This window comes from Cumulibacter soli (genome assembly GCF_004382795.1).
GTDB lineage: Bacteria > Actinomycetota > Actinomycetes > Mycobacteriales > Antricoccaceae > Cumulibacter > Cumulibacter soli.
In genome coordinates this window covers 598,456-611,437 of the sequence record NZ_SMSG01000002.1, presented here as the reverse complement: position 1 = coordinate 611,437, position 12,982 = coordinate 598,456, and the positions used below count along the sequence as shown (strand labels likewise).

The window sequence follows — 12,982 nt, the reverse complement described above, 5'->3', positions numbered from 1 at the left end:
CCCTACCGTAAGGCGAACGGATGCTGGACAACAAGGGAGTGGTTCTGATGGACGTAGGTCTGGGGTTGGTGCTGCGGAACATGTCGTCGGCGTCGATTGCGACGATTGCGGCTGCCGCCGAGGACGCCGGGTTCACCCACTTATTTCTGCCCGAGACCAGCCTGGGCGCCGCCCCGATCCACGGTCGCGATCCGTTCATCACCTCGGCCGCGGCACTTGCCGCGACATCCTCGATGCACGTCGGGCCAGGCATCGCGGCGTCCACAGTGCGTGCCGCGCGTACCGCCGGCGTGCTGGCCGCGACGCTCAATGAAGACTCCGGCGGACGGTTCATCCTTGGCGTCGGCGTATCGCACGGCGGGGTGATCGCCTCGTTGGGGATCGACTTCCCCGCCTCGCCACTGGGGCAGATCAGCAACTATGTGCAGGAACTAAAGACCTTGTCCGCCGGCGGAGTGGAGTTCGGCGGCGGATTCAAGGTGCTCGTCGGGGCGCTGGGGCCGAAGATGGTTGCGCTAGGCGCCCGCGAATCCGACGGGGTGGTGCTGAACTGGTTGACACCCCAAGCGGCTGAGCAAACGTGTGCGCGGATCTCCGATAGCGACCCGTTGACAGCGCTATTCATCCGCACCGGACCGCAGCGCAATCTAGAAGGTGACGCGCGAACGTATCGGGACAACCTGCCGAACTACCGCAACCATTTCGCCGCACAGGGGCTGAATTCGGCGGAGGACGTCGCCCGCGAAGCCTGTATGCCGCTGGATCCGGCGGCGATTGCAGACCGGTTGCGCGAATACCTTGAGCACGGAGTCCGGGTGCCGTGCGTGTACCCGACCGGGATGAGCACCGACGAGATCGTCGAACTATTCGGCAGGTTGGCCCGCGAGGAAATCCTGCCGACGTAATTGGGCGAGCATCAGGATGCGGCGGCCGCGCGCAGTAGCCGCTCAGCCTGGCGCCGCATTGCCTCCAGGAGTTCGGGCGGCTGGAGCACCACGAAGTCCCACGGCATCCGCGCCAAATACAGCGCCATTGCATCCAGATGGTTTCCGCCTGAGACCAGGACGCAGTGTCGTGGCCCGTCCGCCGTCACTGTCCCGACCGAGGGTGGCAGTTGTGCCGTGACCACGTCGAACGGCGCCTGGATCCGCACCCGAGCGACGTGTTCGTACGGGGCGATGCTGATCGCGCGCTGGACGAATGCGGCGGCGTCCGGGCTGTCCCGTTCGGCGAATCGCCATCCCGTTGCGACAGCGTCGCTCATCCGGTCCAGCCGGAAGGTGCGCCAGTCGTCCCGGTCGAGGTCGAAGGCGAGCAGATACCACCGTCGACCGGTGGCGACCATGCGATAAGGCTCGATGCGCCGATCGCTGGATCCGCGTGGTGCCGCGTAACGGAACGTCACGCGTTCGCGGCCGCGGACGGCGCGCGCGAGCGTCAGCAGGGTGCGGGAGTCGACCCGGGACACATCGCCGTCCAGCGTGATCACCGATTCGTGAATGCCTTCGACCTCGGCGCGGAGCCGCGCAGGTAGCACCTGATCCAGTTTGGCCAGCGTCCGTACGGCGGCTTCGCCTAGTCCCTCGACGGTGCCGCCGGCGGCGAGGCGCAAGCATACGGCGACGGCGACCGCTTCGTCGTCGGAGAGTAGAAGTGGTGGTAGGCGTCGACCGGCGCCGAGCTGGTAGCCGCCCCCGGCGCCGTGCTCGGAGTTGACCGGATACCCCAACTCGCGCAGTCGATCGACATCCCGCCGGATGCTCCGAGTGGTCACTCCGAGCCGTTCAGCGAGTTCGGTACCGCTCCACACCGGGCGTGACTGCAGCAGATCCAGAAGCGCGAGTACCCGGGCCAAGGTCGCGGGATAACTGGAGGTCATGCACCCACGATAGTGCGACGTGCGGACCGATCTTGTCCTCATCTCATGGGACGGTGGTCGGATGAATGAGAATCCGAGGTCACTGACAGAGCAGGTTATCTTTCAAATCGATTGGCACTGGAGCGGTCAGTTGCGCCCGCGATTGACAGGGTTGACGGACGATGAGTACTTCTGGGAGCCCAGCCCTGGCGCCTGGAACGTGCATCCGCGCGGCAGGAGCAACACGTCGACTGGGCACGGAGCAGGGAAGTACACGATCGATTGGGAGTACCCCGAACCCAAGCCCGCACCGATGACCACGATTGCGTGGCGGATGGGGCACATCATCGTCGGAATCCTTGGCGCGCGCGTGGCAGGGCACTTCGGTGGACCGCCGATCGACTACGAAAGTTTCCAGTACGCCGGCTCAGCCGACGAGGCGCTGCGCCAACTCGATCAGCAATATGCCGCCTGGCTGGCGGGAGTGCGCACATGGGACGAGGCGGCGCTGGCCGAACCGTCGGGGCCAGCCGAGGGTCCGTGGCACGAATACTCGCGTGCTGTGTTGACGTTGCACATCAACCGGGAGTTGATTCACCACGGCGCAGAGATCGCGCTGCTGCGCGACCTCTACGCCCACCGCGATGACTAGCTGAACGGTGTGGCTTCGTCCGTTACTTCCACCGGAAGAAGCGGGCGGCAGCGAGGAAGAGAACAACCGCCCACGCGGTGACAACTACCAGTTGTAGGGCTGGGAAGTCGCCGCCGTACCAGGCATCCGACATCGCCTGCGATGCAGCACCCAGTGGCGTGTATGTCGAGATCGTCTGCAACGTCTCGGGCATCGCCGGACCGGGCGTCCACAGGCCTGCTGTGAACAGCATGGGGAAGTACAAGAGCATGCCGATGCCTTGTGCGGTGGTCGCCTTGTTCGCCAGCCCGCCGATGAGCAGGCCGAAGCCGAACATGGATGCCACGGCCAGCACGAACACCAGTAATGACAGCAATGGGGCATCGGGCATGGGCGAATCGAACACCAGGACACCGGCGATGAGCGCGAGCAAAGAACCAACGATGACCCCGCCGAAGTGGATGACGACCTGTGCCAAGAGGACGCCGGCAGGGCGCATCGGGGTTGTCGACAGCCTGCGCAGTACGCCAGTCTCGCGGTAGCTGGCCAGGTAGGCCGGCAAGGCAGCGAGGCCTGCTGTCGCCGCGGCGACACAGAACATCACCGGTAAGAACAAGTCGACGACGCGCAGCCCGTTAAGTGCTCCGGCATCCGTGAGTGGTTCGCGCATGTCGGGTATTGCGTAGCCCATCCCGACCAGTAGCACGGTGGGGAACAACAGGACGAAGAATAGATTCCCGAAATCGCGGGTAAACAGGCGCGCCTCACTGGCGATGAGTGTCGGTAGACCCCTCATCCCGAGTCGGGCCGGACGAACGGGAGTGACGGTGGAGGTTGTCATGTTCGGATCTCCTCTCCGGTGACGAGTGCTACGAAGGCTTCTTCGAGGGAGCGGGCGCCGGTGTGCACCTCGTCCGGGATGATGCCGCGCTCGTACAGAGCGCCGATGACCTCAGGTAGCGCAGCATCCTGTCCGCTCACCTCGATGCTTTCGCCAACCCAGTGGGCGTCTGAGACTGCTGATATATCGGTAAGGATGGACAAGTCGGACAGCGCGCCCGTTGGCAACTGCATGCGGAAACTGCGTCGTCCACCCCCGGAGGCAAGGTCGGCAGGGGATCCTTCGGCGATCACTCGACCGGAGTCGATCACAATCAGTCGATCGCATAGCCGCTCGGCCTCATCCATGAAGTGGGTGACCAGGATGATGCTCACCCCGCTGTCGCGCACCCGTTCCACCATCGCCCAGGTTTCCCTTCGAGCCTGCGGATCGAGGCCGGTGGTGAGTTCGTCGAGAATCGCGACCTTCGGTCGACCGATGAGCGCGAGCGCGATAGACAGTCGTTGTTTCTGTCCGCCGGAGAGGTCGTCGTACGCCGTATCGCGCTTGTCCTGCAGGCCCAACATCGACAGCAACACCTCGGGATCCTCAGGATCTGCGTAGAACGCGGCGTACAACTGCAATGCCTCCGCTACCCGCAACTTCTTCGGTAACTGGGATTCCTGTAGTTGTACGCCGAGCACCTCGCGTACTTGCGCCGGCTCGCGTTGCGGGTCATAGCCCAGTACCCGGACGTCGCCGGAGTCCTGGGTCCGTAGCCCGGCGAGGGTTTCCACGGTCGTGGTCTTTCCCGCGCCGTTCGGTCCGAGGACACCGAAAATCTCGCCGGGTTGTACATCGAAGGAGACGCCGTCGACGGCTACCTTGGTCCCATAAACTTTGCGCAGGTTGGCGACCCGTACAACGGGTTCGGCAATGGTCATCGTTTTCATCCTTTCTTAGTGTCGATGGGAATTCGCCGCGTGAGCGCCGCGATCGCGATACATGCCGCTACCAGGACCGCCAGGCCGACGAACGTGCCGCCCTGCCAGGTTCCGAATATCTCGGTGCCCCACGGAGTCCACTGGTCGGCATCGCTAAACCCGAACATCAACATGCCGAGAATGGGCAGCAGCGTCAGCGGTAGCAGGAAGGTGGCCCAGCCGCTGAACCGGTAGTACGCGAGCCCGGTGAGCGATCCGCTGAGCATTCCGCCGACGAACAGCAGCGCGAGCGCGACGGCGTAGTTCCAGATGCCACCGGCGAAGATATCGCCACCGTCTTCATCGGTGGCGCCATGGAACCAGCCGAGTTGGTGGTAGATCGCGCGCTCGGCGAGCAGTGCGAGCATGGAGAACGCGGTATTGGCCAGACCCGTGAGCACACTCGTAATGATCGTGGACTTGATGAATGAGGCCCGAGTCATGCCGCTGGCCACATGGATCGGTAGGTACGCGATCGCAAAGGCGAGGGCTATGGAGAACGGAAACCAGAGAAGTCCTTGATGGCTGTACGCGAACGCGGACTGGGTGACATCGGCGAACTGGGCGATGATCGTCAGCGCGATCGCGACGACGACGATTGCAAGGGCCCACCCCCACGTCATGATGCGGATGGCCGCGCTCAGCTGCCATCGGGTTACCCGGAGCCATTTCCGACGGCGAGTGTTCGGGGTGGTCATGACGCCTCCGATCGGCTCGCAGGGGATCCTTTGGTGAGGTGGGTGAACAGTTCCTGAAGCGGTACGCCGCTGACCTGCAGGCCGTGGTGTGCGGCATCGTTGAGTGCGGACTCGTTCAACGCGCCATACACGATGGCTTCGCGAGTTGGACCGAGATCGCGAGTACCGATCACCGGTAGGTCCGCGGTGATCGCCGCGACCGCGTCCGCCGCGCCAACGATCGTCGCTCCGCGTTGACGGACCAGATCGGCCTCTTCGCTGAGAAGTAACGATCCCTTATCCAGGATGGTGACCGTTTCGAGCAGGTGCTCGACTTCGTTGATCAGGTGTGTGGACATCACGATGGTGCGCGGATGTTCGGCGAAGTCGCGCAGCAATTCGTCGTAGAACATCTGCCGCGCAGGTGCGTCCATGCCCAGGTGAACCTCATCGAACATGGTGACCTCGGCGCGGGTTGCCAGGCCGATGGCGACGCCGAACGCGGACGATTGTCCGCGAGACAACTTGCTGGGCTTGGATTTCAGTTTGAGCCCGAACTCGCTTATCAGGCGTTCGGCGTACGCCCGGTCGAAGTGCGGCCGGGCCATCTCCATCCAGTCCAGAGTGACGCTGAGCTTCTGATCCTCGATAACATCGCCGCTTTCGCGAATCAGGCACACCTGCTCCATCGCCGATTCGTTCTCGAAGGGGTCTACACCGTCGATCTCGATTACACCTTCGTCAGGTTGTCGCAGCGAGGCCAGCAGAGAGAGCAGGGTCGTCTTACCGGCGCCGTTGCGACCTAATAGGCCGTGGATGCGGTTGGCCTCAAGGTTCAGGATCACGGCCGATAGCGCCTGCTCGTCGTCGTAGCTGACGGTGAGAGCGTCGGTGCGAATTCTGTGACCGGTCATCCGGAAGCTCCTTTCGAGGCGCGGGTCAGGTATGCGATCAGGTCTTCGAAACTGATGCCGAGCACGAGCGCCTCGCGCAGCACCGGGTCTACGCGTTCGGTGAAGAATGCGTCGCGGCGCACGGCGCGGAGCCGTTCGTGCGCGCCGTCCTCGACGAACATGCCGACACCACGCTGCTTGCGCAGAATTCCTTCGTCGACGAGCAGCGCGAAGGCCTTAGCCGCGGTCGCGGGGTTGATGCGGTACGTCGTCGCGTACTGAGTCGTAGACATGACCTGATCTCCTTCGCTGAGGGCGCCGGAGAGGATCTCGGCACGGATGGCTTCGGCGATCTGTTCGTAGATGGGTCCGCGACCGTCGAACATCTGCGCTCACCTCCTTGGTTCATTACTCAAGTAATGAACCACAGAACCGATCGTCGGTCAACCGTTTTATCCCCATCGCAGGAAGATTTTCTGGTGCGACGACGTTGCGAGCACACCAAAACGCCCCGGCGGAGTTCGAAGACTCCGCCGGGGCGTTGAGGAGATGAATCAGACGATCGGTGTGGGGTTGCGTTCGGCGACGAACTGCGGGCGTGGTTGCTTCGCCGAGAACGGCGCCACCGGAATGTTCTCGACCGAGTTGAACACCAGGAATAGGTTCGATCGGGAGTACGGCGTGATGTTGCCATTGGACGCGTGCATGCAGTTGGCGTCGAACATCGTCGCGCCGCCCGCCTTGCCCGTCATCACGTCGATGCCGTACTTGTCCGCGAACTCGGTGAGAATCGGGCCATCGGGCGTACCCGCACCCTGCATCACCAACGAGTTCTTGTAGTTGTCATCCGGCGTCGAACCCACGCATGAGATGTACTCGCGATGCGAGCCCGGCATGATCAAGAGCGGACCGTTGAACGTGTAGTTGTCCGTCATCGAGATCGAGATGCTCACTGCGCGTGGAGTCGGCATACCGTCCTCCGCGTGCCAGGTCTCGAAATCCGAATGCCAGGAGAAATCCTTGCCGGTGAACGCCGGCTTGAAGTTCACCCGGCTCTGATGGATGTACACATCCGAGCCCAGCACCTGACGCGCCCGATCAACCACCCGCGGGTCGCGTGCGATCGAACCGAACAGCTCGTTGCTGTTATGGATTTCGAAGATCGAGCGCACTTCGCGGCTCTTCGCCTCAGTGACGGTGCGTTCATCGGCTAGCACCTGCGGGTCCTGCGAGAGGCGAGCGAGTTCATCACGCATCTGCTGGACCTCGTCGCGGGTCACCAAGTCGGCGAATTGCACGTATCCCTTGGACTCCATGTGCTCTACCTCAGCGGCCGTCATCGGCCCTGTGGTGTTGTGCACGATCGGTCCGGTGCGCGGGATGACACTCTCGCGACCCTCGACTCGCGTAGGGAAGAGATCGGTGATCGTCTGACTCATCGTTATTCCTTTCGTGGCGTTCTATGCGGTGACTTTCTTGTTGGGAACTTGCGGGGCGATAGCGGACTAGGCCTCGACGACCAGCGGGTACACGCCGTTCTCGTCGTGAACTTCGCGGCCGGTAACGGGCGGGTTGAATACGCACGCCGTGCGGATATCGGTCGTCGCCTTGACCGTGTGTCGATCGTGCTTATCCAGTAGATATACGGTTCCGGGGCGCAACTCGTGTTCTTCACCGGTGTCCCGGTTCAGCAGCGTCCCAGTGCCTTCGTAGACATATACGCATTCCACGTGGTTGGCATACCAAAACTCCGACTCGGTGCCAGCGCGCAGCAGCGTGTCGTGGAAGGAGAATCCAACCTTGTCGCCGGCGAGCACGAACCGGCGGCTACGCCAGTTCTCCACATCAACGTCGCGCTCTCCGCCGTCGAGATCCTCGATATGTATGACCTTCATGAATGTCCTCTCAGATGTTGTGGTGCCGACTAGGCCGCGCGAACGGCCTCGGCGAGGATGGTGAGTCCGTGATTGAGTTCTTCTTCGGTGACTGTCAGCGGCGGCATGACCTTGACGACCTCGCTGCTGGGCCCGGAAGTCTCAATGAGTAGACCGCGGCGGAATGCTTCGGCGGCGACCTTCTCGGCGCGCTCGAGATCATCGAAGACGATCCCGGCCAACAGTCCGCGGCCTCGATAGCTCGCGTCCTCGCGCTCATCGATGATGGCCAGTAGTCCGGAGGTGAGCTGAGCGCAACGCTCCCGAACGGTGTTCTCGAAGGCATCGTCTGCCCAGAACTCATTAAGCGCGGCAGTCGCGGTGACGAAAGCGGGGTTGAACCCGCGGAAGGTGCCGTTGTGCTCGGCCGGCTCCCACAGATCCAATTCAGGGCGCAGGAGGGTAACCGACAGCGGCAGCCCCATACCGGACAGCGACTTCGACAGGCAGATGATGTCTGGCTCGATACCGGCTTCCTCGAAGGAGAAGAAGGCTCCGGTGCGCCCACATCCGGCTTGCACGTCGTCGATGATCAGCAGCACCTCGAAACGACGGCACAGCGCCGAAAGGTCGCGTAACCACTCGTTACGTGCGGCGCGCAGGCCGCCCTCGCCCTGCACGGTCTCGACGATCACGGCAGCCGGTAGGTCGACGCCCGAACCACTGTCCGCCCACACGGACTCAAGCCAGTGGAAGTCGGGAGTCGCGCCGTCGAAGTAATCGTCGTACGGCGCCGTCTGGGAGTGATACAGCGGTGCTCCAGCACCTTCGCGCTTCATCGAGTTGCCGGTCACCGCCAGCGAACCCAGGGTCATCCCGTGGAATGCGTTGGTGAACGAGACGATGTAGGGACGCCCGGTGGCCTTGCGGGCGATCTTCAGCGCTGTCTCCACGGAGTTCGTGCCGGTGGGGCCAGGCAGTTGAATCTTGTGATCCATACCCCGCGGCTGCAGAATCTTCTCCTCGAACGCCGTCAGGAACGCTCGCTTTGCGGGGGTGTACATGTCCAGGGCGTGCACGACATTGTCCTCGGCGAGGTAATCCAGTAGCGCGCCCTTGATGACAGGGTGGTTGTGCCCGTAGTTCAGTGCGCCGGCGCCTGAGAAGAAGTCCAGGTAGGTCGTGCCGTCCTCAGTGACCTGTTCGGCGCCGCGGGCGCGATCGAACACGACCGGCCAACTGCGGCAGTAACTGCGAACTTGTGATTCGCGCCGCTCGAAGATATCGGTTGCGGGGTTCGCCCGCTTATCGGACTCTCCGGACTTTTCGGGAGAGGTGATCGTGGCAGTCATTCTTTTCTCCTTGGTTAGGGAAGTGACTTGGATCGGGTACTCGCTTAGTGGAGTGGGGAGATGCGATGTAGCAACTCGGGTTCATGCTCGCCGCCATCGGGGAAGACGTCGGCGGTGAAGAGATCCGCGACAGTGTGTTCGGCGCCACGGCGGCGCGCGAAAGAACTGAACAACGCGATCGACTCGGGGTTGTCCGCGGTGATCGTGGTCTCCAAGGCGTGTGCGCCCGTGCGCTCAGCCAGTTCGTCCAGCATCCGCCCAGCTAAGCCGCGGCCGCGACAGGCCTCGTCCACAGCGACCTGCCACACCATGAGGGTGCCGGGCGCATCGGGACGGATGTAGCCACTGACGAACCCGCCGACGACGCCGTCCACCTCGGCGACCACGGAGGTCGCAGCGAAGTCGCGTGCCCACAGCAAGTAGGCGTATGGCGTGTTTAGGTCGAGTCTTTCTGAGTCACGCGCGACCCGCCACATGGCGGATCCGTCCTCGATAGTCGGTTCACGAAGTTTGTCCGACAAGGACTTCGCGGACTGCATTAAGCGATCGCCTCCGGTGCGGTTCCGAGCCCGCCGCGACGGTGTGGGGATGAACCCACGAAGAAGCGGCGGGTGTAGCAGCGCCTAGCAGGGCCCGGGAATGGGTATCGACCGCGCCTGAGTTTCAGCCACGGGAGCCCGCCTGGTGCCGTCCAGCGGGTAACGGCAGGTCCTTCTTGACCTGCGCGTCGAGCTCGCGGGCCGCGTCAGCGGCAATGGTTCGAACGTGCTGAGGCGCTCCGCCACGGAGCCCTCCCGCGAGCAGGCCCGGCAACGCGCCGGGACCGATCTGGACCAGTAGCCACAATACGTGATCTATCGATTTTGTCGACCTGGGTGAACGTTGGTCATCTCATCGGGGACTTGGCGCACAGTAAGGAATCACGCGCGCTGCGCGCGCGATAACAGAGTCTGTTGGAAACGTCTATGAGCAAGGTCAAACTCAGTCGAATTGTGGCGGAGCAGAGACAATTGCCGCACAGAAACCTGATGCGGCCGATACGAAAGTGTGCGATATGCGCAGAGGTGCCGCACAGTCCTTGTGCGATCGTTACCAATTGGCCGGAATCAGTCACATATACGTCGCTCGTTAGGATTGCGGTATGAGCGACGGCGGCGAGCACTACTTCTCTCAGACGCCCGATATTCGTAGCGAACCGCGCGATGTCGATGTGTTGTTGCCTGATATTTCGTTGACGCTCACCAGCGACCACGGGGTGTTTAGTTACGGTCGACTCGACGATGCGACTCGAATCTTCTTGGAGTCGGCACCACCGCCACCGGCATCCGGATCTCTGCTGGACCTGGGATGCGGGTACGGGCCAATCGCGCTCACTTTAGCGGCGCGATCACCGCATAGCGATGTTATCGCCATTGATGTGAACGAGCGAGCGCGTGCGCTCACCGCTGCGAACGCGCAACGCAATGCGTTGAGCAACGTGACGGTATGTCCGCCCGAAGCGGTCCCCGCTGACATCGTGTTCGACGCGATCTACTCCAACCCGCCAATTAGGATCGGCAAACGTCCGCTACAGGCATTATTGCTGCACTGGTTGGGGCGTCTGGCGCCTGACGGTACGGCGTACTTCGTGGTGGGTAAACATCTCGGTTCGGACTCGTTGGCGGGATGGCTTACCGGTCAAGGATTCGACGTCGAGCGCGTATCTTCGCGCAATAGCTATCGCACCCTACAAGTGCGCCAGGAAAGGGAAGTGCGATGAGCCAATTGCGGGGAACAGATCTCAAACGCCTGCACCGCAGCTGGAAACGTACCGACCCACCCGAACTCGCGCTGGTGCTGGATTCTGTGGCTTCGCCGTGGAACGTGGGCGCCATTATTCGCACGGCGGCAGCGCTCGGCGTACGACAGTTGTACCTCGGCGGGGACTCGGCTGCGCCCCGGTCGCCAAAGACTCAGAAGACCGCGCTGGGCACCGACCGATACCTGGCGTACACGACCTACGACGATGGGCTCGCCGCGATCGCTGCGGCGCAAGGCGACGGCTACGCGGTCGTCGCACTGGAACTTGCCGACGAATCGCGCCCGCTGCACGAGATCGACCTGACGAAGCCGTCGGCGCTCCTACTGGGACATGAGGATCGTGGGGTGAGCGCGGCGGCACTGGCTGCGGTGGACGCCGTCGGTTTTCTGCCGCAAATAGGCAGAGTCGGCTCGCTAAATGTGGCGACTGCCGCGTCGATCGCGATGTATGAAGCGCGCCGGCAGTATTGGAGTTCGTTGGCGCAGACCCCACAGTGGGGCATGGAGGCCGACTAGCCCCACGTGCTCAACCACATTCGCGCCGAACGTTCCTCGGTGCTCATATCGCTACCGTTGAGCACGGGTAGGAAGAATACGAACAGCACGATCACCAGCGCCAGGTACGCAGATACCCCGGCCGCGCCTGCCTTGCGGCGCAGCGGCAGGTCTGATCGCGAGCCCAGCACGTCCTGCAGACACAGCGCGATCGCCAGGATGAAGAACGGCACTACCGGCGCCATGTAAAACATGAACATCGTGCGATCGGTGTTGATCAGCCACAACGCCCAGCCGGCGACTATGCCGCCGATCACGGCCGCGGCCGCCCAGTCGCGGCGCGTGATCAACCGCCAGCAGCACCACAGTGCGGCGAGCGCGAACACCCACCACAGCGCAGGGTTGCCGATCATCACAATCGTGTTCCAGGTGTCCGTGCCCTGCTGGTTGAAGTGGTCGTTGAGCATCAGCACGGGCCGTCCGGTGAACAGCCACGACCATGGCCCGGACTCAAACGGATGGGGGCTGGACAGCTCGTTGTGGAAGGTCAGCCACTCGCCTTGCATGTGCCACCAGGACCGTATCGCCTCCGGAATGAAGGGATAGTCGCTCGCGCGACCTTCGGCCCAGTGGCGTCCCTGTGCCGATTCGCCGGCGAACCAGCCGATCCAGCTCGCCAGATAGGTGAGTGCGGGTACGAGCGCCAGATCCCAGAACGCGAACGGTAGCGAACGGCGTATCGCGACGAGGTACGGCCGTCGAAGTCCGATCAGCCGGTATGCGCCGACATCCCACCATACGGACAGGATCGCGAAGATGGCGAGAAAGTAGCCGCCGCTCCACTTCACCGACATCGCCAGGCCGAAGCAGACGCCGGCGGCTAGGCGCCACCAGCGGAATCCAACGGCCGGGCCCCAACGGCCGTACGACCGCCCGGATTCGTACGCCGCGGCGAGTTGTGCGCGGAACCGGTCGCGATCGAGCACTATGCAGACGAACCCGGCAAGTACCCACACTTGAAGGAAGATGTCCAGGATTCCGGTGCGGCTTAGAACGAATGAGAAACCGTCGCAGGCCAACATCACCCCGGCCGCCAGACCCAGGAACGTCGATCGGGTAATCCGGCGGACCACGAAGGTCAGCAGCGCGATTGCGATTACGCCAGCGAGTACCGCGCTGAAGCGCCACCCGTTCGGCGTGTAGCCGAACAGCCACTCGCCGAGTGCGATGTTCCATTTACCGAATGGCGGGTGGACGATGAAGTAATACGCGCGGTTTTCCTCGAACCCGTACCGCAGAATCTGTTCGGCCTCGGGCACGTAGTACGCCTCGTCGAAGACCAAGCGCTGTGGGAAACCGAGATTCACCAACCGGACGATCGCGGCGGCGAGAACCAGCACCAGGGTCGCGATCCAGGCGCGGCCGGTATCGGCAGGCATCGGTGGTGCGAGCCGTCGTACGATGTCGCGTCGGCGCTGCGCCTCGACGTCGGGTGCGATGGCCGGGCGTCGGGAATCAGCCGGGCGCCGGGAATCAATGGTGAGCGTGGAAGTCACCGGGGCGTCGGCGGGCATCGATGCGGCGTCATCACTCACGGGT

15 protein-coding genes are annotated in these 12,982 nt (G+C 63.0%); 4 read left to right on the top strand and 11 right to left on the bottom strand.

Annotated elements, in window-relative coordinates:
* Positions 1-20 precede the first annotated feature (20 nt).
* Positions 21-905: an LLM class flavin-dependent oxidoreductase gene (locus tag E1H16_RS06620; protein ID WP_134322882.1), complete on the top strand. Its 885-nt coding sequence runs from the start codon at positions 21-23 to the stop codon at positions 903-905.
* 11 nt (positions 906-916) lie between these two features.
* Here the strand turns inward: E1H16_RS06620 and E1H16_RS06615 are convergent, their stop codons facing one another.
* Complete coding sequence (locus tag E1H16_RS06615; RefSeq protein WP_134322881.1) at positions 917-1,879, bottom strand: helix-turn-helix transcriptional regulator; 963 nt, start codon at positions 1,877-1,879, stop codon at positions 917-919.
* Between the two features lie 61 nt (positions 1,880-1,940).
* Here E1H16_RS06615 and E1H16_RS06610 point away from each other — a divergent pair, with 61 nt between their 5' ends.
* A complete protein-coding gene (locus E1H16_RS06610; RefSeq protein WP_134322880.1) occupies positions 1,941-2,510 on the top strand; it encodes a DinB family protein in 570 nt (189 codons plus the stop codon).
* Between the two features lie 22 nt (positions 2,511-2,532).
* Here the strand turns inward: E1H16_RS06610 and E1H16_RS06605 are convergent, their stop codons facing one another.
* The 9 genes from E1H16_RS06605 to ectA all read right to left on the bottom strand — a co-directional run bounded on the left by E1H16_RS06605 (position 2,533) and on the right by ectA (position 9,627).
* Complete coding sequence (locus E1H16_RS06605) at positions 2,533-3,330, bottom strand: ABC transporter permease (RefSeq protein ID WP_134322879.1); 798 nt, start codon at positions 3,328-3,330, stop codon at positions 2,533-2,535.
* Complete coding sequence (locus E1H16_RS06600) at positions 3,327-4,253, bottom strand: ABC transporter ATP-binding protein (RefSeq protein WP_134322878.1); 927 nt, start codon at positions 4,251-4,253, stop codon at positions 3,327-3,329. The genes E1H16_RS06605 and E1H16_RS06600 overlap by 4 nt, the downstream gene beginning before the upstream one ends.
* Before the next feature lie 5 nt (positions 4,254-4,258).
* Positions 4,259-4,990 (bottom strand): hypothetical protein, encoded by a 732-nt coding sequence (locus E1H16_RS06595; protein ID WP_134322877.1) that lies wholly within the window; start codon positions 4,988-4,990, stop codon positions 4,259-4,261.
* Positions 4,987-5,883, bottom strand: a complete 897-nt coding sequence (locus tag E1H16_RS06590; protein ID WP_134322876.1) for an ATP-binding cassette domain-containing protein — start codon at positions 5,881-5,883, stop codon at positions 4,987-4,989. Before E1H16_RS06590 ends, E1H16_RS06595 begins: the two co-directional genes overlap by 4 nt.
* Entirely contained in the window at positions 5,880-6,248 is a 369-nt protein-coding gene (locus tag E1H16_RS06585) for a GntR family transcriptional regulator (RefSeq protein WP_134322875.1), read from the bottom strand. Before E1H16_RS06585 ends, E1H16_RS06590 begins: the two co-directional genes overlap by 4 nt.
* Before the next feature lie 168 nt (positions 6,249-6,416).
* Positions 6,417-7,301 (bottom strand): ectoine hydroxylase, encoded by an 885-nt coding sequence (thpD, locus tag E1H16_RS06580; RefSeq protein ID WP_134322874.1) that lies wholly within the window; start codon positions 7,299-7,301, stop codon positions 6,417-6,419.
* Positions 7,302-7,367: 66 nt separating this feature from the next.
* Positions 7,368-7,757: an ectoine synthase gene (locus tag E1H16_RS06575; RefSeq protein WP_134322873.1), complete on the bottom strand. Its 390-nt coding sequence runs from the start codon at positions 7,755-7,757 to the stop codon at positions 7,368-7,370.
* 29 nt (positions 7,758-7,786) lie between these two features.
* Positions 7,787-9,088 (bottom strand): diaminobutyrate--2-oxoglutarate transaminase, encoded by a 1,302-nt coding sequence (gene ectB / locus E1H16_RS06570; RefSeq protein WP_134322872.1) that lies wholly within the window; start codon positions 9,086-9,088, stop codon positions 7,787-7,789.
* A gap of 44 nt (positions 9,089-9,132) precedes the next feature.
* Entirely contained in the window at positions 9,133-9,627 is a 495-nt protein-coding gene (gene ectA, locus E1H16_RS06565; RefSeq protein WP_134322871.1) for a diaminobutyrate acetyltransferase, read from the bottom strand.
* A gap of 602 nt (positions 9,628-10,229) precedes the next feature.
* Between ectA and E1H16_RS06560 the strand changes: the two genes are divergently transcribed.
* Both E1H16_RS06560 and E1H16_RS06555 read left to right on the top strand, forming a co-directional pair.
* Entirely contained in the window at positions 10,230-10,847 is a 618-nt protein-coding gene (locus E1H16_RS06560; RefSeq protein ID WP_134322870.1) for a class I SAM-dependent methyltransferase, read from the top strand.
* Positions 10,844-11,404 carry a TrmH family RNA methyltransferase gene (locus tag E1H16_RS06555; protein ID WP_134322869.1) on the top strand — a complete coding sequence of 187 codons (561 nt, stop codon included), beginning with the start codon at positions 10,844-10,846 and terminating at the stop codon, positions 11,402-11,404. The genes E1H16_RS06560 and E1H16_RS06555 overlap by 4 nt, the downstream gene beginning before the upstream one ends.
* Here E1H16_RS06555 and E1H16_RS06550 read toward each other — a convergent pair.
* On the bottom strand, positions 11,401-12,978 hold the full coding sequence (locus E1H16_RS06550; protein WP_134322868.1) for a dolichyl-phosphate-mannose--protein mannosyltransferase: 1,578 nt from the start codon (positions 12,976-12,978) through the stop codon (positions 11,401-11,403). The two genes, E1H16_RS06555 and E1H16_RS06550, sit on opposite strands and share 4 nt — an antisense overlap.
* Between the last annotated feature and the right edge of the window lie 4 nt (positions 12,979-12,982).